This window comes from Rhabdothermincola sp. (genome assembly GCF_036846205.1).
Classification (GTDB): domain Bacteria; phylum Actinomycetota; class Acidimicrobiia; order Acidimicrobiales; family Acidimicrobilacustridaceae; genus Rhabdothermincola.
The window spans coordinates 19,704-39,168 of record NZ_DAIUCK010000003.1 but is presented as its reverse complement, the minus strand read 5'-3'; the positions used below and the strand labels follow the sequence as shown (position 1 = coordinate 39,168).

Here is a 19,465-nt window from a genome sequence, read left to right as displayed (position 1 = left end):
GGCGCTCTGGGCCAGGTCGGTCCAGGGCTGGAGGCTGCGTAGGCTCCCGGGCCATGAGCACGACCCTGGCTGCCCCCCCGATCGACCGCCCGGCAGATCTGCCAGGGTTCCCCGGGGCCCGGCGGCCCGACCGGTCCCGCTGGGTCACCACCAGCGGTGTCGCCATCGCCACCTACGAATGGGGGCCGCAGGACGCGCCCCCGATCCTTGCCGCCCACGGGGGATTCGACTTCGCCGGGACCTTCGACGTCTTCGCCCCGATGCTGGTCGAGGCCGGTTGGCGGGTCGTGGCCTGGGATGCTCGCGGTCACGGTGACTCGGAGCACGCGGTGCTCTACAACTGGGGTGCCGACCTGCGAGACGCCCTCGCCGTGCTCGACAGCGTGGGCGAGGAGCCGATGGTGTTCCTCGGTCACTCCAAGGGCGGTGGGCTCATGCTGGAGCTGGCGGACGCGCTGCCCCACCGGGTCTCCCACCTCGTCAATCTCGACGGTCTCCCGTCGAAGAACAACTGGCCTGACGTCTCGGATCACGAGCGCACCCGGATGCTTCACGACGAGCTGTCGGGCTGGCTCGACCACCGTCGGCGTTGTGCCACCGCCGTGCGGCGAGCGGGCACGCTGGAGGAGCTGGCCGAGCGGCGGGCCCGGATGAATCCGCGGTTGTCGATCGAGTGGCTCCGGTACCTCGTCACGGTGGGTGCCCGGCACGACGAGGACGGGTGGCGCTGGAAGATCGACCCCACCCTCCGCCTGGGCGGTTTCGGGCCGTGGCGTCCGGAATGGTCCATGGAGCGCATGCCGGGGCTGTCCGTTCCCGTGCTCGGCGTCCTGGGGCTCGAGGTCGAGGTGATGGGTTGGGGGACCCGGCCCGCCGACGTGGAGCCCTACCTGCCCCCCGGTGGCCGGCTGGAGGCTCTCGATGGCGTGGGGCACTTCGTGCACATCGAGCAGCCCCGGCTGGTGGCCGACCTGGTACTCGAGTTCCTGGGGAGCCCACCACGATGAGGTTCGTGATCCACAACCGGGCCCAGCTCGCCCTGCATCCGCTGCGCGACGCCACCGCGGGGCTCGACCGGCCGCTGCTGCTCCTCCACGGGCTGGGCGAGCGGACACCGTCGGCGCCGCCGCCGTGGGCAGAGGCGTGGCCCGGGCCGATCTGGGGGCTGGATTTCACCGGGCACGGCGCCTCCACCATCCCCACCGGAGGGGGCTACACGGCCGAGATGCTCATGGCCGACGCCGACGCTGCACTGGCGGAGCTGGGTCCGTCGACGGTGCTCGGCCGGGGGCTGGGTGCCTACGTGGCGCTGCTGATCGCGGGTGGGCGACCCGAGCTGGTGCGGGGGGCGATCCTGGCCGACGGCCCGGGGCTGGCGGGCGGAGGGGTCCGGCCCGGCACGGCGTACGTGCCGCGGCTCAGCCGGCTGGGATCGGGCGCGGAGGTGAAACCCTCGGCTCCCGACCCCTGGGCGCTGTTCGAGCTGTCGCGCGACGTGCGCCCACCGGACTACGCCTCGGAGTACGTCCGCCAAGCCGTGCAGTGGTCCGGTCTCGAGCGCCCCTTCGTGGTGGCGGCCGTGACCCGACCCGAGTGGCTGGCGGCGGTGGTGGCCGAGCCGGGGGTGGTCGAGGGCTCGATCGTCGAGGCACTCAGGTGGTTCGCCGGTTCGGGGGGCGAGGGGCGCCCGGCATCGCTGCCGACCCCGCCGCGCTGACCGCAGTCGGCGATCAGCGCCGCAAGCCGGCGATGAGCGTCTCGATGAGCGAGTCGATGAGCGCTGCGGTGGTGTCCTGGTCGAACCCGAAGCCGAGGAGCAACACCTCGGCTGCGCCGTGCACGCCCGTCCAGAGGGTCAGTGCCACCAGGAGCGGGTCATCGGAGCGAAGCAGTCCCTGGTCGACGGCCTCGACGGCCGCATGGTGCGCGATCTCGAACGCTTTGGTCGCCGCCGGCAGCTCCTGGCCGGTGGCATCGGCCACGCTCAGGCTGGGTGGGAAGAGGAACATCGTCCGGAACAGCCCCGGATTGCTCACGGCATGCTCGATGTAGGCCCGGCTGAATCGCCGGATACGTGCCAGCGGGTCGGGGTCGTCGATCCGCTCCAGGAGCTCGATCAGGCGTTCGAACTCGCCTTCCGCCACCGCGCGGAGCAGGTCCCGCTTGCCATTGACGTGGGCGTACAGCGCCGGTGCGGTGACCCCGAGCAGGCCGGCGATACGCCGCAGCGAGACCGACTCGAGGCCTTCCCGCTCGATCAGCTCGCGGGTGATGGCCACGATCGACTCGCGGCTCAGGGATCCGGCCATGACCCCAGCTTCGCACGTCCCGTCGCCGGGCTCACCGTGGTCGGGTCGGCTCGACCCGCCCGGCCGGTCGTCACCATCGTTGCCCGCCGGTCAGGAGCTGCTCGATCACCGCTTCGGGTCCCGGCCGGGCGATGTGGAACCCCTGCGCCCGGTCGCAGCCGAGCTGGCGTAGCTCGGCGAGCTGGTCGGCGGTCTCGACGCCTTCGGCCACGGCCTGCAGGCCGAGCGTGTGTGCGAGGGTGATGATCGCGGTGACGATCGCCGAGTCGCCGGGATCGCGCCCCAAGCCGTGCACGAACGATCGGTCGACCTTCAGCAGGTCGACCGGGAAGCGGCGCAGGTAGCTGAGCGACGAGTAGCCGGTCCCGAAGTCGTCGACTGCCAGCTTGACGCCCAGCTGCTTCAGTCGACCCAGCGTCTCGTGGGACATCTCGACGTCGTCCATGAGCACGCTCTCGGTGATCTCGATCTCCACCAGGGCCGGGTCGATCCCGGTCGAGGTGAGCACCGTCGCCACCTCGTCCACGACCTCCGGATGGCCGAGTTGGCGCCCGGAGAGGTTCACCGAGACGCCCAGGCGCTCGAGGGAGGGCGTCTGGGCTCGCCAACGTTGCACCTGGCGGCACGCCTGCTCGAGCACCCACGCCCCGATGGGCACGATGAGCCCGGTCTCCTCGGCCACCCCGATGAACTCACCCGGGCTGAGCATCCCCCGTTCGGGATGCTCCCATCGCACCAGCGCCTCGACGCCGGAGATGGTGCCGCTCGCGAGGCAGACGACGGGCTGGTAGAAGACCCGCAGCTCCCGTCGCTCCAGCGCCCGGCGGAGGGCGCTCTCGATGTCGAGCCGGTCGATGGCGTGGGCCCGCATCGTGCTGTCGAACACCACCCACCGCCCGCGCCCGCGTTGCTTGGCCTGGTACATCGCGGCATCCGCGTCCCGGATGAGGGTCTCGGGGTCGGCAGTCGGCTCCTCAGGGAACGCGAGCCCGATACTGACCCCGACGAAGACCTCGTTGTCGTCCGTGGAGAACGGACCGTCGAGGGCGCTGATCAGCCGTTCCGCGATGGCGATCGCGTCCTTGCGATCCACGAGATCCTCGCACAGCACGACGAACTCGTCGCCACCGAAGCGGGCGATGGTGTCGCCGGGGCGAACCGTGGCCTGCAGTCGTTCGGAGATGGCCACCAGCAACTGGTCCCCGAGCCCGTGACCGAGACTGTCGTTGACGACCTTGAAGTGATCGAGATCCAGGAACAGCACGACCAGCCGGCGGTGGTGGCGCCGGGCGCGAGCGAGCGCCATCGTCAGCCGGTCGAGCAGCAGGGTGCGGTTGGGGAGGCCCGTGAGCGGGTCGTGGGTGGCCTGGTGGGTCAGCCGGTGCTCGAATGCCTTGCGTTCCGAGATGTCCCGCAGCACCGCCGAGTAGTACTCGGCGCGGCCGCGGTGGTCGCGATGGACGAGTAGCTGCGCGAGGTGTGGCACCTCGGTGCCGTCGCGACGCACCAGGGGCAGCTCGCCGCTCCAGACGCCGTGCATCTCGAGGGCGGGCGCGGCTTCGAGGGCCAGCCGCTCGATCAGTTCAGCGGGGAGGTTCTCGAACACGTCGAAGTGCTCGGGCTCTGCGTTCTCGGGGAGGCCGAAGAACTCCTTGCTCGCTCGGTTGAGGTACAGCACACGGCCATTGGCATCGGCCATCGCCACCAGATCGCTCGTCGCTTCGAAGATGTCGATGAGTCGCTGGGAGTCCTGCTGAGCCGCGACCCGTTCGGTGATGTCCTCGATCGCCCCCACGCTGCCGACGAACGCGCCGTCTTCGTCGTACATCGGAGCGGTCTGGACTGCCACCCAGCGGATGTCACCGTCAGGTCGCACCACCCGGAACTCGTCCTTCGCCATGACCGGTCGCGGCGTGCCCTCCCGCTCGGTCTCCAGGCGAGCGCGGTCGTCGGGATGGATGATGCGCCGCCAGCCGTGGCCGAGCGCGTGCTCCATCGCGAAGCCGGTGATCTCCTGCCAGCGGTGATTGACGTAGATGCACTCGCCGAGCGCATTCTGCTGGAAGATCCCGGTCGGCGACGAGCGGGCCAGCGATCGGAAGAGCCGCTCGCTCTCCCGCAGCGCCTGCTCGGCCTGGCGCTGGTCGGTCACGTCGCGGTAGTTGGCCACCATCCCGGCGATGGTGCGGTCCTTGCGTCGGTTGGTGAAGGTGCACTCCAGCCAGCGCCAGCTGCCGTCACGGTGCCGAACCCGGCACACGATGCTCGCCGTCGACCCCGGCTCACGGAGCGCAGTGAGAAACGTATTCGTCGCCGCGTCGAGATCGTCGGGGTGGGCGTAGTCACCGACCCAGGCCCCGAGCAGTTCCTGGTCTGAATAGCCGATGACCTCGGCAGCCGACGGGCTGCACCAACGCACCCGGGCCTCGTCATCGAGGACCTGCACCACGGAACCGGAGAAGCGAACCAGCGACCGGAACCGCTCTTCGCTCGCCCGGAGGGCTTCCTCGGCTCGCTTCTGGTCGGTCACGTCACGGATGTTGATCACGACCGCGTGCACCGCCTCGTGGTCGAGCAGGTTGACCGCGATCGCTTCGGCCCACCGGTACGTGCCGCCTGCGTGGCGCACCCTGACCTGCAGGGAGGCCCTGGACAGGGGTTCGCTCATCACTTGGGCCAGTGCGGTGGCCACCCGGTCCACGTCGTCGGGGTGCACCCATTCGAAGCGTCTGCTGGCCCGCACGACCTCGAGCGGTCGGCCGAAGAGGCTCTCGATCGACGGAGTCGCGTAGGTGATCACGGCTTGGTGATCGAGGAGGAGGATGCCGTCGTGGCTGTTGCGTACCAGTGCCTCGAAGCGCTCCTCGCTCTGCTTGCGCACCTGCTCGGCGGTCAAGCGCCAGCGCACGTCCCGGACGTTGATCACCACACCCTCCAACCGGTCGCCGGTCCGCCACGGGCTGCCGGCGACCTCGGTCGGGAGCCATTCCCCTGATGAGCGGAGGATGCGAACCATGATGGGATCCGCCGGTCGATCGGAGGTCACCGCTTCGGCCAGCCGTTCGAAGGCGGGGGCACGGTCGTCGGGGTGGACGAGATCGAAGGCGTTGGTGCCCGTGAGGTCATCGGCCGGCCAACCGAGCATCTCGGTCACTGCCGGGCTGACCCAGACGATCTGCCCGTGCTCGGAGATCACGGCCGTGACGTCGCGACTGTTCTGCAGCACGGCACGGAGCCGGTCCTCGCTGGCCTTGAGCGCGTCCTCGGCCTGGCGCCGCTCGGTCACGTCCCGGTAATTGGCGAAGATCGCACTGAGAGACGGGTCGTCCAGGTGGTTGCTGGCGACGACCTCGATCCAGCGCCACGAGCCGTCTGCGTGCTGCATGCGGAGCTCCCAACGCAAGGGCTCGCCGGGCTCGGCGACCACCTGCTCCCAGTGGGCTCGGGACACCGGACGATCGTCAGGGTGCAGGATGGCGGCGGGGTCGAGCGCCAGGTACTGCTCGACTGTGTAGCCCAGGGTGCGCTCCACGGAGGGCGACACGTACAGCACCTTCCCGTCGGGATCGAGCAGGCTCACGACGTCTCCGGGCAACCGGGAGAGCACCGCGAGCCGCTCTTCGATGGTGGTCATCGGTTCCCTCGAGCCTGTCCGCTCTCCCCACCCAACCGGAACGCCCGGTTGCGATCACCGCCCTGCGGGTCGGCCAAACCATGCTACGGGGCGGTCGGGCGCCGTGCCGAGGGTCGATTTCCTTCAGCGGTCACGAGTAGCCACGTAGCCGGCCAGGGCGACGAGCGCCGCCCGGGCCTCGCCTCGCAACGGCGCTCGTCGTGCCGCGTCGATCGCCCGGTCGGTGAGCGCGGTGATCGACCGCTCGATCTCGTCCCGAGCTCCGCAGGACTCGAGCACCGCCTGGAGGGTGGCGATGCCGTGCTCGTCGAGGGTCGGGTCACCCACCCGCTCAAGGAGCGCCGCCTCGTCGCCGGTGCAGCGCTGCCGGGCCACTGCCAGCAGCGGGGTGGGCTTGCCTTCGCGCAGGTCCTCACCGACCGGCTTGCCCATCCGAGCCGGGTCGCCGAACACGCCGAGCAGATCGTCGCGGAGCTGGAAGGCTTCACCCAATGGCTCGCCATAGGCGGAGAGCGGGCCGGCCAGCTCGTCGAGGCGGCCGGCCAGTGCCGCGCCCAGGTGCAGGGGCCGCTCGATCGTGTACTTCCCTGACTTGTAGCGCGAGATCCGCCGCGCGGTGGGCAGGTCGACCGACCCCCGGGCGGTGCCGACCACATCGAGGTACTGGCCGACGTTGACCTCGATCGCGAGCTGGTTCCACACCCGGGCTGCTCGCTCGCCCAACCCCACGATCAGCTCGTTCGCCAGGACGTGGGCCAGGTCGCCCACCAGGATCGCCGCCCCCTCCCCGAACCGCTCCGGGTCGCCGACCCAGCCTTCCGCCCGGTGGATCGCCGCGTACTCGACGTGGACCGTCGGCGCGCCCCGCCGCCGGACGGACTCGTCCATCACGTCGTCGTGGACCAGCGCGAAGGCGTGCAGCAGCTCGAGCGCGGCGCCAGCGTCGACGATGACGGGGTCGTCAGGCCTCCCGCCCGCGCCGACGAACGCCCAGTAGCAGAACGCTGGCCGGAGCCGCTTGCCGCCGGCCAGCACCAGTCGCCGGATCGACGCCAGTGGCCGCTCCAGCTCCGGATCGATCGGCACCCATTCGGCGATCGCCTGATCGAGCACGGCGGTGAGACGCGCCCGTACCGGTGCGCCGATGACCTGCACCTCAGGGGGCAGGTCGGGCGGGTCAGCTCGATCAGCCCGCACCGCGTTCGCTTCGCCCGCCATCGGTCCGGACCGTGCGGTCATTCGGCAGGTTCCTCAAGGATCTGCTCGATCTCCACCCGGGCATCGAGGATCCGGCTCCGGCAGAAGCGGACGAGGGCCGCCGCTCGGCGGACCTGGGCCGCGAGCCGGTCCACGTCCACGTCGTCGCCTTCGAGCTCGGCGAGGATCGCCTCCAGCTCGGCGACGGCTGCCGCGTAGGTGAGCTCCTCGTCCTCAGCCATCGCTAGCCATCGTTCCCACTGCCCCGGCGTCGGTCGAGCTCGACCCGCTCCACCCGGCTCACCACCGTCCCGTCGACGAGCACGGTCACGAGCTGCTGGCCCTCGGCGAGGTCCCGCGCTGTGCGAACCACCCGACCGGACGGGTCCGTGGTGATCGACCAGCCCCGGGCCATCGCCCGTTCGGGGTCGACCGCAGCCACCCGGGCCGTGTCCCGGTCGAGCCGCAGCTCGGCCCTCGCCAGCGCGCCGAGGGCAGCCCGAGCGGCCCGCCGCTCGGCGTCGATCGTGCGTTGGTGCTGGCGCTCGAGGGTTGCGCTCGACAACCGGACGAGCGAGGCGAGGGACGCGTCGAGGCGCCGTTCGTAGCGATGGATGAGCACGGAGGACCGCGAGCCGATCGCCTGCCACAGCGTGTCCACCCGTTCGATCGAGCTCCGGACGTGCGCCACCAGCCGCGCCGCGCAGGCGGTGGGCGTCTTGCAGGAGGAGTGCGCCACGGCATCGGTGACCGAGCTGTCGGTCTCGTGCCCGATGCCGGTCGTCACCGGCACCGGCATCATCGCCACCGCACGGGCCACCACCTCGTGGTCGAACAGCGCCAGGTCGGTCTTGGCGCCGCCGCCCCGGATGATGGCCACCACGTCGACCGGTGCGTCACGGAGGTGTTCGAGTGCCGCCACCAGCGTGTGCTCCGCCCCCTGGCCTTGCATCCGCGCCGGTGCCAGCAGCACCCGCCACCCCAGCCCGCTCGCTTCCAGCTCGTGCACGAAGTCGGCCATCGCGGCACTACCCGGGCTGGTGACCAGCCCGACCCGTAGCGGTCCAGGAGGCAGGGTCAGCCTCCGGTTGCGCTCCACCAGCCCTTCTCGGGTGAGGATCTCGAGCACCCTCTGGCGGTCGGTGGCGATCAGTCCCAGTGTGTAGTCCGGGTCGATACCCGACATGCGGAGCTGGAGCCGGCCCTGCTGGGCGAACAGCTCGATCCGCCCCCGGATGCGGATGCGCATGCCGTCGGCCATACGCACGCCCCCCGCCTGCCGGAGCACCGTGTTGACGTACTGGCGGGCCGCGGCGAACAACACCACCCCGATCGAGGCGTCGGGTGGCTCGCCCGGCGGGCCGGGCTCGACGAGGTGGAAGTAGACGTGACCGGCATGCGAGCGCGACAGGTTGGCGATCTGGCCCTGCACCCACACCTCTCGTGGGAACCAGGCGTTCAGCGCGGTGTGGATACCGGAGGCGAGCTCGCGGACCGTGAAGGTGCCGGACTCCATCGCCCGAACCTACCCCGGGCTGGCTCTCCTCCCCGTCACGTGTCGTGCGTCCTTCCGGGCCGACGAGGGATGCTCTGGCAGCGTCGTAGGATCCCTGCTCGTGGAGCCGGTGGTCGAGCGCGTCGTGGCAACGATCGGAGAGGGTTCCTGCTCGTCGCCGGTCACCGGCCCGGGCACGGTGCACGTAGGTGGGCTCGAGGTCGCGCTGGGCGAGGTACGGCCGGGCATTCCGGTGCCATGGTCCTTGACGAACGCCGGGGACGTGCCGGTGCGGGTGCGGTCGGTCGCGGTCGTGCTCCGCCTCCCCAGGAGCTCAACCCCGGTCCGGATGCTGCGTCACGGGTACCAGTCGTGGTCCCCGACCGATGTGGCGGTCTTCGGGGTCGACCGGGATCCGTCCACCACCCCTGGCGCGCTCGAGATGGTGCAGGGCATCCACCATGCCGACCAGCGGCGCGCGCTGGACGGTGAGCTTCGCTCCGAGTGGGTCACCGTGCTCCGGGACGCTGCCGGGCGCACGATGCTCGCTGGGTTCGACGGAGGCATCGAGCATGACGGCACGTGGCGGCTGCGTCCATCGGGTGATCGGGAGGGCACCCCCGAGTTGTGGGCCGAAGCGTTCCTCGGTGACGCCCAGCTCGGGCCGGGGGAGTCCCGAGCGTTGCACCCGTTCGTGACCGAGCCGGTCAACGACGGTGACGTCTGTGCGGCCCTCGATCGCTGGGCCCGCCGGGTCGGCTCGCTGGGCGGGGCCCGGATCTCGGCGCCGTACCAGGTCGGCTGGTGCTCCTGGTACCACTACTTCCACGGGGTCACCGAGCAGCACGTCCGCGACAACCTGTTCTTGGCTGGCGACTGGCCCTTCGAGGTCTTCCAGATCGACGATGGTTACCAGTCCGCGATCGGCGACTGGCTGACCACCAACGACAAGTTTCCCTCGTCGCTCGACGCGCTGGCCGGCGCGATCTCGGCAGCCGGGCGCCGGCCGGGGATCTGGCTGGCACCGTTCATCGTGGCCCCCGATTCGGAGGTCGCCCGCCGCCATCCCGAGTGGTTGGCCCGCTTCGCCGACGGTCAGCCGTTGTGGGGCATGGTCAACCCGGAGTGGGGTGGTGGTCGCGGTGGGGTCATGTACGCGCTCGACACCACTCTGCCCGAGGTCCTCGCCCACATCGAGGAGGTCTGCCGCTCGCTGGTCGACGCGGGTTTCACCTACCTGAAGCTCGATTTCACCTTCGCGCCGTCGTTCGACGGTGTGTGGTCCGATCCGTCGCGCACCCCCGCCCAGCGAGTCCGGGCCGGCTACGAGGCCGTGCGACGTGGAGCGGGTGACGGCACGTTCCTGCTGGGCTGCGGGGCTCCGCTGAGCCACGTGGTCGGGCTGGTCGACGGGAATCGGATCGGTCCCGACGTCGCTCCCACCTGGTCGCTCAAGGGGGCCGACCCGGTCCTGCGAGGCTACGAGGCCACCGCGCCGGCCACCCTGCACAGCTGGGCGAGCACGCTGTCCCGCAGCTTCATGCACCGGCGGCTGTGGTTGAATGACCCCGACTGCCTGATGCTGCGCACCGACGAGACGGATCTCACCGCCGAGGCCATCACGACCTGGGCGCACGCGGTGGGGGTGTCCGGCGGCATGGCCCTCGTGTCCGATGACCTCGCCCTGCTCGGAGCCGGGGCCCGGTCGCTCCTCGACGACGTGGTGGCGATCGGGCGTGCCGCCGATCGGGCGGCGATCGAAGGTGCCGCACCCCGCTGCGAGGACCTGATGGACACCCCGGTACCCACGACGCTCACCGCCGCCGGCTACGCACTCACGGCCGATCCGGCCACCGCCACGTCCACGCTGTCACGCCCGGCCTGAGCATCGGGCCGCCAGGGACGGCGGGAGGCGACGCTACGGTGAAGACGATGCTCATCGGTGGTCACGTCAGCCCGGACGATCCCATCGCCACGGCGGCCGCCGAGGGAGCCGACTGCGTACAGATCTTCCTCGGCAACCCGCAGAGCTGGAAGGCGCCCAAGCCCCGTGACGACGCGGACGTCCTGCGGGCGTCGCCGGTGCCGATCTACGTGCACGCGCCCTACCTGGTGAACCTGGCATCGCCGAACAACCGGGTGCGCATCCCGTCCCGCAAGATCCTCCAGCAGACCTGCGACGCTGCCGCCGCCATCGGCGCCCGAGCGGTGATCGTGCACGGCGGCCACATCACCGAGGACGACGACGAGCGGGCCGGCTTCGAACGGTGGCGCAAGGCCATGCAGCAGCTCGAGTCCGACGTGCCCGTCTACCTCGAGAACACCGCGGGTGGTGATCACGCCATGGCCCGCCACTTCGACACCATCGCCCGGCTGTGGGATCACATCGCGGAGTTCGGCGTGGGGTTCTGCCTCGACACCTGCCATGCCCACGCCGCGGGAGAAGACCTGCTGAGTGCCGTCGACCGGATCAAGTCGATCACCGGCCGCATCGACCTGGTCCACTGCAACGACTCGAAGGACGCCCACGGCTCGGGTCGCGATCGCCACGAGCACCTGGGCCGGGGGATGATCGACCCCGACGCCCTGGTGGTGGTCGTGCGCGATGCCGGAGCCCCGGTCATCTGCGAGACCGGGGACGACGCCCGCAAGGACGACATCGCCTGGTTGCGCCAGCGGGTCCAAGGCGACTCGAGGACCTAGTCTCCGCCGATGAGGCCGAAGCCCTCGTTCCGCCTGGCCGCCGCCGTGGCCGCGCTGACCGTGCTCGTATCCTGCGGGAAGGGGGGCGATGACCCGTCCGCGGCAGGCACCGTGTGGGTGCCCGCCACGGTCCCCGCCGGCCTGCGCGTCACCCAGGCCATCGCGGTGCCTGTCCGCTTGGCCGGCCCGCAGACCACCGTCTGGATGGTGACCGACCCGGACGGCAGCACCGACACCGCCGTGGCGGTGCTCAGCCCCGACCCGTCCCGGCTGGCGACCGACGTCGGCCAGAGCGCGCCAGGCGCCATGGGTGACCTCTCCGCCTACGTGCGCATCGAACCGGACGGCTCCCGGGTGGCGGTCGCCAGCCGTGAGCTCGGCCCCGACGAGCTCGAGCAACGGTTGGCGTCCGTCACCGTCACCGACGGCGAACCCAGCCTCGGCGATGGCTGGCCCGACGGAACCGAGCTCGCCGACACCGGCGTGCTGGCCCCGTTCCTCGACGTCTCCGGGTCACTGGCCGGGCCAGGCGAAGGCTACGCGGTCACCTTCAGCGCAGAGACCGCCGGCTCGATCGTCGTGATCTCCCAACGCGACGACCCCGCCTATGCCACAGCGCTCGAATGGTTCCTCGGCCCCGGCGAGCAGACGGTCGGCGTCCCAGGTGCGACAACGCACTCGCTCCCGGTCGGTTCGATCGGCGGCGGAGCTGGTCCCGAGCGAGACAACGGCATCGTGCAGGTGGTGACCTGGGTGACGGAGGGCACCCGCGTCATCGTCGACGCCCGCTACGTCCCGTCCGAGACAATCGCCGCGCTCATCGAGGCGCTCCACGCGACCGACGAAGCAGGGTTCACGTCGTGGCTCGACGGACACGGCTTGACGATCACCAGCCCGATGCCGGCGAACGCCCCGGTCACCATCGACGGCGGCGGCAGCGACGGCGAGTTCACCGGTGAGGGCACACCGCTCGGCCCACCGACGGACGCGCCGGCGCCCGGGCGCCAAGACGGGCCGTGAGCCGGCTGGCCGCAGCCCTCGATGCGGGCGCGTCAGGTGACGGCCGCGTCTCGTTCCTCGCTGACCGTTCGACCTGGACGATCGCGTCGCTGTGGGAGGCGGCGGAACGTTCCGCCCGGTGGTGGGAGCGAAACGCACCCGAGGGCCGACCGGTGGCAATGCTGCTCGAAGCGACACCGGAGATGGTGATCGCGTTCATGGGCGCGGTCCGCTCCGGACGAACGGTGCTGTCGCAGGCGCTTCCCACCCCGGCTGAACGGCCACCGACCGCACGCGGGCCCGTTGTGGGCGCCTCTCACCGGGGTTCGGGCACCGGTTCGGCCAGGTGCAGGCGAACTGCAGGGACGACGGTGCCCCCGGGCGTCCAGCGGCTCGAGGACGACACGAACACCTAGTCTCCCGCCATGGGCAACGACACGGGATCCTTGTTCGACCTCACTGGCCGGGTGGCGATCGTCACCGGTGGGAGCCGGGGCCTCGGCCGTGCCATCAGCCTCGGCTACGCGGCGGCCGGAGCGAAGGTCGTGATCGCCAGCCGCAAGCAGGAGAACTGCGAGGCTCTGGCCCGGGAGATCGAAGCGGCGGGTGGTGAGGCTCTCCCCGTCGCCACCCACGTCGGCAAGGTCGAGGAGCTCGAGCGGCTGGTCGACACCACGGTTGCCACCTTCGGCCGGCTGGACATCCTGGTGAACAACGCGGCCAACCCTCTGGGCGGGATGCTGACCGAGGTCACCGAGCTCGCCTTCGAGAAGAGCTACGCGGTGAACGTCAAGGGCCCGTTGTTCCTCTCGGCCCGCGCGGTCGATCACCTGGCCGCCTCGGGGCACGGGGTGATCGTGAACGTGATCACGGCGGGAGCGTTCAACCCGGGCGAGTCGCTCGGGCTGTACTGCTCGGGCAAGGCGGCGCTGTGGAACCTGACGAAGGTCATGGCCAAGGAGTGGGCACCGCGAGGTGTCCGGGTGAACGCCCTCGCGCCAGGGCCGTTCGCCACCGACATGATGGCGGCGACCTACGAGGTCCCCGAGTTCCGCGACGCCATCGTGGCGTCGACCCTGCTGAAGCGCATCGCCGACCCCGAGGAGATCGTGGGGGCCGCCCTGTTCCTCGCCAGTGACGCTTCGTCGTACATGACCGGATCGGTGCTCCCGATCGACGGCGGCATCATGGCCTGAGGCGGATCACGCCGGCGCGGCGGCTCCGGGGGTGTCGGCCGTGTCGGACCCGGCAGCCTCGGCGGCCGACCGCACGAGGACCCGGTACAGGTCCGCGTACAGGCCACCTGCCGCGAGCAAGGTGGTGTGGGTGCCCCGCTCGACGAGCCGGCCCTCGTCGAGCACCAGGATCTGGTCCGCTGCCACGATGGTCGACAAGCGGTGGGCGATGACGATCGAGGTCCGCCCGGCCAGCGCAGCGCCCAGGGCCTGCTGCACCAGCGCTTCGTTCTCCGAGTCGAGGTGGCTGGTGGCCTCGTCGAGGATCACGATCGCCGGGTCCTTCAACAGCATCCGGGCGATGGCCAGGCGCTGCTTCTCGCCGCCGGAGAGCCGGTAGCCCCGCTCGCCGACGATGGTGTGGTAGCCGTCGGGCAGCGCGGCGATGACGTCGTGGATCTGCGCCGCTCGGCAGGCCGCTTCGATCTCCGCGTCGGTGGCCGACGGCCGCGCGTAGCGCAGGTTGGCCACCACCGAGTCGTGGAACAGGTGGGGGTCCTGGGTGACGACGCCGATCGCCCGGCGCAGCGAGACCTGTGTCAGGTCACGCACGTCGTGCCCGTCGATCCTCACCGCCCCGGAGGTGACGTCGTAGAGCCGGGGGATGAGCGACGTGAGCGTGGTCTTGCCCGCCCCCGATGGCCCCACGAGGGCCACGAGCTCGCCGGGCTCGATCGTGGCGGAGATGCCGCGGAGCACCGGCTCACCCGGCTCGGCGTTCAGGGCGACGCCGATGTCGGACTCAAGCGAGGCGACCGACACCTCCGCCGAGGTCGGGTAGCGGAACCACACCCGGTCCAGTTCGATGTGACCCCGCGGCTCGATCAGATCCACCGCGCCGGGGCGGTCGACGATCGGGTTGGGCGCGTCGAGCACCTCGAAGACCCGATCGAACGACACGAACGCGGTCATGATGTCGACGCGTGCGTTGGTCAGGCTGGTGAGCGGGGTGTAGATGCGGGTCACGTACGCCGCCATCGCCACGAGGGTGCCGAGGCTGACCGCGCCGGAGATCACCAGCTGGCCGCCCACCCAGTAGACGGCCGCGGTGCCCACCGCGCCGACGAGGCCGAGCGCGATGAAGAAGGTGCGGCCGTACATGGCGCTCTTGACCCCGATGTCGCGCACGCTGCCGGCGCGCTCGGCGAAGTCCCGGGATTCGCGATCGGTGTCCCCGAACAGCTTCACCAGCAGGGCGCCCGCCACGTTGAACCGCTCGGTCATCTGGGTGTTCATCGCCGCGTTGAGGTTCATGCTCTCCCGGGTGATCGCCTGCAGGCGGCGGCCGACCCGCTTGGCGGGAACGATGAACAGCGGCAGCAGCACCAGGGCGAGCACCGTGAGCCGCCATTCGAGGACGAACATCGCCCCGAGCGTGGTGGCCAGCACGATCACGTTGGACACCACCGAGCCGAGTGTCGCGGTCATGGCCCGTTGGGCACCGATCACGTCGTTGTTCAGCCGGCTGATCAGGGAGCCGGTCTGGGTCCGGGTGAAGAAGGCGATGGGCATCCGCTGCACGTGCTCGAACAGCGCCACCCGCAGGTCGAAGATGAGGCCCTCGCCGATCCGTGAGGAGTACCAGCGCTCGGCGAACGCCAGCGCGGCATCAGCCACCGCCGCCGCCACCACCAGGCCCGCGAGGAGATGGAGCTGGCCGCGGTTCCCTTCGGGGATCGCGCTGTCGATGATCTGGCGGAACAGCAACGGCGGGGCGAGTGCCACCAGAGCCGCGCCGACGATGACCGCGACGAAGCCCGCGAGCATCCAGCGGTAGGGCTTGGCCAGGCGCAGCACGCGACGCACCACGTCCTTGCCCACCGTGGCTCCCTTGATCGCCTCGGGGTCGGCACCCATGGCCAGGTGCGGCGGCATGCGCATGAGGCCAGGTTACGGGTGTGACCCGGCGACGAGCCGTTACGACGAGCGCAGCTGGATGGCCCGATCGCCCTTGGTGATGGTGAGCGTGGGCCCGTCGATCCGGTAGCTGACCGTCCCCTCGAGGATCTCGTTCAGGGTGCGAGCGAGACTGGCCGCCGCAGCGTCGGTCTCGGGTGGCGGGCGCTGGCAGTCGGAGGTGCGGGGTCGGGCGGGCCCGATGACGAGCGTCGAGCCGGCCACCTCCAGTGGCGCGGACGCACCGTCGCACCCCACGTTCCACTCGATGGCGTCGTTGCCGATCGCGACCGTCGCGCTGACCCCGGCGGGCGCGCTCGACGCCGTCTCACCGTCGATGAGCCCGGTGAGGGTCCACGTGCCGGCGAGTGGCCGGTCGGGCTCCGTGACCCGCTGGTCGGTGAACACGATCGTCGTGTCGCCACCGGTGAGGGTGAGCTCGGTGGCGGTCACCTGCACCGTCGGCCGGGCGAGGAGCAGGTCCGCGAACCAGCCGTCCTGGTCCATGAGCGCCGGGTCCTCGCACGCCATCTCGGTCATGGCGAGGTCCTCGACGAGGAGGCGGTCACCGTCGAGACGGAAGCCGCCGCCGAGCGAGTTGCAGCCGGGGCTGGCGGCGAGGCGCCCGTCCTCGAACGAGAGCCGGATCGGCTGGAGCCCCGCGAGCTGGCGGGAGGCACCGCCCTCCGTCACGGAGACGGAGAGGAAGCTCCGTCCGGACAGCTCGGGCGGGGAGGTGTCCGCCGTTCCCGAGGGTGTCCCACGGCCGCAGCCCGCGACCGCCAGCGTGACGGCGACGGCGGCGAGGAATGCTCTCATGGCTGGTTCGACGTCGCCCGATCGCGGGTGGTTCCCGACGGGTGGGCGAGTGGGCGAGGCGCACGGGTGGCGGAGGGTGTGGGATTCGAACCCACGGTGACCCGGAGGCCACAACGGCTTTCGAGGCCGCCCCATTCGTCCGCTCTGGCAACCCTCCGGCGTGGACTCTAGCGGTCGCGGCCTGCCCCCGGATCCGGCACGCGCCGGCGGTGATCAGCGGCGGTCCCGGAAGAACGACGTGAGCAACTCCGCGCAGGCCTCGGCTCGCACTCCGCTGGTGAGCCCGAACTCGTGGTTCAGGCGGGGGTCGCACGAGAGGTTGTAGAGCGAACCGCACGCTCCGGCCTTGGGGTCCGCGGCGCCGAACACCAGCCGCCCGATGCGGGCGTTGACGAGCGCGCCGGCGCACATCGGGCACGGCTCCAGCGTCACGACCATCGTCGCCCCCTCGAGGCGCCAGCGGCCGAGTGCCGCCGCGGCGTCGCGCAGCGCGAGCAACTCCGCGTGCGCCGTGGGGTCCGCCAGCTTCTCCCGCTCGTTGTGCCGCCGCGCGACCACCCGCCCTCCGATGATCACCACCGCTCCGATCGGCACGTCACCATGGTTCGGCGCACGGCGCGCTTCGTCGAGGGCGATGGCCATGGCCGCGTCGTCGTCCACGCAGAGGGACCCTAGCGGCGGCCGGATCGGTCCCCCGGATCGCCGGGCCGGCCGTCTACGGTCGGGTCAGTGTCACGCTCGTCGACGCTCCTGGCGGGGTGGCTGCGCAACTGATGGTCGCTCCCTCCGAGGTCACGAACGCCCCCGTCAGCCGTCGCGGCGACGAGGGGCACCAGCGTCGGCGGTGGCGGGTCGTGCTCTTCGCCGTCTTCACCCTCACGGGGTTCTCCGCGCTCACCCTCCAGGTGGTGTGGCAGCGGGTCATCGCCCTGCACTCGGGGGTGGATCTCGTCTCGTTCACCACGGTGGTCGCCGCCTTCCTGGCGGGACTCGGCCTGGGCAGCCTGCTCGGTGGCTGGCTGGCGGACCGTCTGGGCCCGGCCCGTTCGCTGGTCGCGTTCGCCTGTTCGAACGTGGCCATCGCCGGGTACGCCTTCGCCAGCATCCGGCTGCTCTATGACGTCTACGAGGACTGGGCCGGCGATCTCACCTCCGCGGGGTCCAAGTTCGCCTTCAACGTGACCCTGTTGATCGTCCCCACCACCCTGATGGGGTTGTCCCTGCCGCTCGTGACCCGGGGCGTCGTGGCCAGGGTGGGGGACGCGGGCTCGCTGGTCGGGCGGCTGTACGCCCTCAACACCCTCGGTGCGGCCGCCGGTGCGGCGACGAGCGGATGGGTGCTGCAGGGATCGCTGGGCTTCGTCGACACCGTCCGCCTGGCCGGGGTGTTGAACCTTCTCGCGGCCGTGCTGGTGGGCGTGTCGGCTCGATCACCTCTCCGGAGCATCGACCGACGGGCCCGCTCCCTGCCCGGTACCGGGGCGGGCGATGACCCAGAGGTGAGCGGGGTGGGCCAGGGCAGCCGAGCGGTGTGGCCCTGGTACGTGATCTACGGACTCACCGGCGCGGTGGCCCTCGGCTTCGAGCTGGTCTTCTTCCGGCTGGTCGACGGCATCATGCGATCGAACAGCTACACGTTCCCCCACGTGCTTGCCAGCTACCTGACTTTCTTCGGCCTCGGGGTGGCCATCGGGTCGGTGATCGTCAGGCGCACTGCCCGCCCCGATCGGTGGTTCCTCGGGTTGCAGTTCCTCGTCGGGTTGTGCGCGCTCGCCGGGGTGATCGCCTTCGTGCGTGTGCTCCCGCACACTCCCGTCTGGGATCGGGCCGCGGACTACCTCACCGGCGACGGGTTGAGCACCGGGTTCCGCCATCCCGACGGCTCGCTCAACCGGGCGTTCGGCCCGGTGCTGCTCGGCGTGCCGCTGCTGATCATGGCCGCACCCGTGGCCTGTATGGGGGCGGCGTTCCCGTGCGCGCAAGCGCTGGTGAGCCAGCGGGTGGAGACGCTCGGCCGGCACACAGGCCTGCTCCAGTTCTCGAACATCGTGGGCAACGTCGCGGGCACGTTGTTGGTGGGGTTCGTGGCGATCGATCGCCTGGGCACGGCCGGCACCTACCGGCTGCTCGCGCTCGCCCTCCTCGTCCCCGGCCTGGCGGCCGCGTGGCTGACCACCGGCGGGCGGCGTCTGGTACTCGCCGGGGGCGCGATCACGGCCCTGTCGGCGTTGCTCCTGCTGTTCCCGAGCAACCAGCGGCTGTGGGCGCAGCTCAACGGGGTGCCGCGTGATCACCTCATGCTCGCCGAGGATCGCTCCTGCGCCACCGCGCTCAAGCTGGTCGACGGTCAGTGGGTGCTCACCGTGAACAGCGCGTCGCAGAACAACTATCCCTTCGACGACTACCACGTGCTCATCGGGATGATGCCCACCCTGGTGCACCCGGAGCCGGACACCGGCATGGCGCTGGGGCTCGGCATCGGCGCCACCCCCTACGGGCTCGCGGTCGACCCCCGTCTCGAGCGGATCACCACCGTCGAGATCTGCGGTGGGGAGCTCGACCTGCTCCGTGGCCTGGCGGACGGTGGGGCGTTCGAGCTGCAGCGCTTCTTCACCGATCCCCGCCAGCATCTGGTGGTCGGCGATGGTCGGGATCATCTGCTGCGCACCGGCGAGCGCTACGACGTGATCGTGGTCGACACCCTCCGCCCGCAGGCCGCGTTCAGCGGCAGCCTCTACTCCGAGGAGTTCTACGAGCTCGTGGCCTCTCGCCTCGACGGCGGCGGTCTCATGGCGCAGTGGGCCCCCAGCCCGCGGGTGACCAACACCATCACGGAGGTGTTCCCTCACGCGGTGCGGGTGACCGTGCCCCAGTACGGCAACTCCACGTTCATCGTGGCCAGCCGCTCGCCGATCGCCATCGATCGCGGCGCGCTGGTGGAGCGCTTCCGTGCCGGGCGCGACGCGTTCTCACCGGCCCAGGCGGCCAGCCTCGAGGCCTATCTCGCAGCGGCCGTGGTGGAGTGTCTGGCCGACGGTGACCCCCTGCCGCCGGTGCCGCCGGAGGCGATCAACCGGGACCTGCGGCCCCGCGACGAGTACTTCGTGAACGATCCGGGTCAGGTGGCCGAGCGCGCGCCGTCCTGCGGGTCCGGGTGACCGGCTCGGCACCGGACCCG

At 71.0% G+C, this 19,465-nt stretch carries 15 protein-coding genes and 1 tRNA gene; 7 read left to right on the top strand and 9 right to left on the bottom strand.

The genetic code is table 11. The annotated features are described in order from the left end of the window. Positions 1-53 precede the first annotated feature (53 nt). Complete coding sequence (locus V7004_RS00905; RefSeq protein WP_334141208.1) at positions 54-1,007, top strand: alpha/beta fold hydrolase; 954 nt, start codon at positions 54-56, stop codon at positions 1,005-1,007. Next, entirely contained in the window at positions 1,004-1,717 is a 714-nt protein-coding gene (locus V7004_RS00900; RefSeq protein ID WP_442967987.1) for an alpha/beta fold hydrolase, read from the top strand. Before V7004_RS00905 ends, V7004_RS00900 begins: the two co-directional genes overlap by 4 nt. 13 nt (positions 1,718-1,730) lie before the next feature. Here V7004_RS00900 and V7004_RS00895 read toward each other — a convergent pair whose 3' ends face one another. From V7004_RS00895 to xseA, 5 genes are all read right to left on the bottom strand, one after another. Next, positions 1,731-2,309, bottom strand: coding sequence for a TetR/AcrR family transcriptional regulator (locus tag V7004_RS00895; RefSeq protein WP_334141203.1), 579 nt, complete (start codon positions 2,307-2,309; stop codon positions 1,731-1,733). A gap of 70 nt (positions 2,310-2,379) precedes the next feature. Next, complete coding sequence (locus tag V7004_RS00890) at positions 2,380-5,943, bottom strand: PAS domain S-box protein (RefSeq protein ID WP_334141201.1); 3,564 nt, start codon at positions 5,941-5,943, stop codon at positions 2,380-2,382. A 123-nt stretch (positions 5,944-6,066) separates the two neighbouring features. Further along, the gene (locus V7004_RS00885; protein WP_334141199.1) at positions 6,067-7,182 is read right to left on the bottom strand and encodes a polyprenyl synthetase family protein; all 1,116 of its coding nucleotides are present in this window, start codon (positions 7,180-7,182) and stop codon (positions 6,067-6,069) included. Next, positions 7,179-7,382 carry an exodeoxyribonuclease VII small subunit gene (xseB, locus tag V7004_RS00880; RefSeq protein ID WP_334141197.1) on the bottom strand — a complete coding sequence of 68 codons (204 nt, stop codon included), beginning with the start codon at positions 7,380-7,382 and terminating at the stop codon, positions 7,179-7,181. Before xseB ends, V7004_RS00885 begins: the two co-directional genes overlap by 4 nt. Before the next feature lie 2 nt (positions 7,383-7,384). Then, complete coding sequence (xseA, locus tag V7004_RS00875) at positions 7,385-8,656, bottom strand: exodeoxyribonuclease VII large subunit (protein WP_334141196.1); 1,272 nt, start codon at positions 8,654-8,656, stop codon at positions 7,385-7,387. Positions 8,657-8,756: 100 nt separating this feature from the next. On the opposite strand from xseA, the gene V7004_RS00870 reads away from it, so the two are divergent. From V7004_RS00870 to V7004_RS00855, 4 genes are all read left to right on the top strand, one after another. Then, complete coding sequence (locus tag V7004_RS00870) at positions 8,757-10,520, top strand: glycoside hydrolase family 36 protein (protein ID WP_334141194.1); 1,764 nt, start codon at positions 8,757-8,759, stop codon at positions 10,518-10,520. Between the two features lie 47 nt (positions 10,521-10,567). Beyond that, positions 10,568-11,338 (top strand): deoxyribonuclease IV, encoded by a 771-nt coding sequence (locus tag V7004_RS00865; protein WP_334141267.1) that lies wholly within the window; start codon positions 10,568-10,570, stop codon positions 11,336-11,338. A 9-nt stretch (positions 11,339-11,347) separates the two neighbouring features. Continuing rightward, positions 11,348-12,358, top strand: a complete 1,011-nt coding sequence (locus V7004_RS00860) for a hypothetical protein (RefSeq protein WP_334141192.1) — start codon at positions 11,348-11,350, stop codon at positions 12,356-12,358. 404 nt (positions 12,359-12,762) lie between these two features. Next, entirely contained in the window at positions 12,763-13,533 is a 771-nt protein-coding gene (locus V7004_RS00855) for an SDR family NAD(P)-dependent oxidoreductase (RefSeq protein WP_334141191.1), read from the top strand. A gap of 6 nt (positions 13,534-13,539) precedes the next feature. On the opposite strand, the gene V7004_RS00850 is transcribed toward V7004_RS00855, so the two are convergent. The 4 genes from V7004_RS00850 to tadA all read right to left on the bottom strand — a co-directional run bounded on the left by V7004_RS00850 (position 13,540) and on the right by tadA (position 16,947). Further along, positions 13,540-15,453, bottom strand: a complete 1,914-nt coding sequence (locus V7004_RS00850; protein ID WP_334141190.1) for an ABC transporter ATP-binding protein — start codon at positions 15,451-15,453, stop codon at positions 13,540-13,542. A gap of 36 nt (positions 15,454-15,489) precedes the next feature. Beyond that, the gene (locus tag V7004_RS00845; RefSeq protein WP_334141189.1) at positions 15,490-16,287 is read right to left on the bottom strand and encodes an META domain-containing protein; all 798 of its coding nucleotides are present in this window, start codon (positions 16,285-16,287) and stop codon (positions 15,490-15,492) included. Between the two features lie 67 nt (positions 16,288-16,354). After that, positions 16,355-16,444, bottom strand: a tRNA-Ser gene (locus V7004_RS00840). A 56-nt stretch (positions 16,445-16,500) separates the two neighbouring features. Beyond that, positions 16,501-16,947, bottom strand: a complete 447-nt coding sequence (tadA, locus tag V7004_RS00835) for a tRNA adenosine(34) deaminase TadA (protein WP_334141188.1) — start codon at positions 16,945-16,947, stop codon at positions 16,501-16,503. Between the two features lie 98 nt (positions 16,948-17,045). On the opposite strand from tadA, the gene V7004_RS00830 reads away from it, so the two are divergent. Further along, on the top strand, positions 17,046-19,445 hold the full coding sequence (locus V7004_RS00830; RefSeq protein WP_334141187.1) for a fused MFS/spermidine synthase: 2,400 nt from the start codon (positions 17,046-17,048) through the stop codon (positions 19,443-19,445). Positions 19,446-19,465: the final 20 nt, after the last annotated feature.

Coding starts and splice junctions, on each gene's coding strand:
- V7004_RS00905 (WP_334141208.1), top strand. CDS start 54: ATGAGCACGACCCTGGCTGCCCCCCCGATCGACCGCCCGGCAGATCTG.
- V7004_RS00900 (WP_442967987.1), top strand. CDS start 1,004: ATGAGGTTCGTGATCCACAACCGGGCCCAGCTCGCCCTGCATCCGCTG.
- V7004_RS00895 (WP_334141203.1), bottom strand. CDS start 2,309: ATGGCCGGATCCCTGAGCCGCGAGTCGATCGTGGCCATCACCCGCGAG.
- V7004_RS00890 (WP_334141201.1), bottom strand. CDS start 5,943: ATGACCACCATCGAAGAGCGGCTCGCGGTGCTCTCCCGGTTGCCCGGA.
- V7004_RS00885 (WP_334141199.1), bottom strand. CDS start 7,182: ATGACCGCACGGTCCGGACCGATGGCGGGCGAAGCGAACGCGGTGCGG.
- xseB (WP_334141197.1), bottom strand. CDS start 7,382: ATGGCTGAGGACGAGGAGCTCACCTACGCGGCAGCCGTCGCCGAGCTG.
- xseA (WP_334141196.1), bottom strand. CDS start 8,656: ATGGAGTCCGGCACCTTCACGGTCCGCGAGCTCGCCTCCGGTATCCAC.
- V7004_RS00865 (WP_334141267.1), top strand. CDS start 10,568: ATGCTCATCGGTGGTCACGTCAGCCCGGACGATCCCATCGCCACGGCG.
- V7004_RS00860 (WP_334141192.1), top strand. CDS start 11,348: ATGAGGCCGAAGCCCTCGTTCCGCCTGGCCGCCGCCGTGGCCGCGCTG.
- V7004_RS00855 (WP_334141191.1), top strand. CDS start 12,763: ATGGGCAACGACACGGGATCCTTGTTCGACCTCACTGGCCGGGTGGCG.
- V7004_RS00850 (WP_334141190.1), bottom strand. CDS start 15,453: ATGCGCATGCCGCCGCACCTGGCCATGGGTGCCGACCCCGAGGCGATC.
- V7004_RS00845 (WP_334141189.1), bottom strand. CDS start 16,287: ATGAGAGCATTCCTCGCCGCCGTCGCCGTCACGCTGGCGGTCGCGGGC.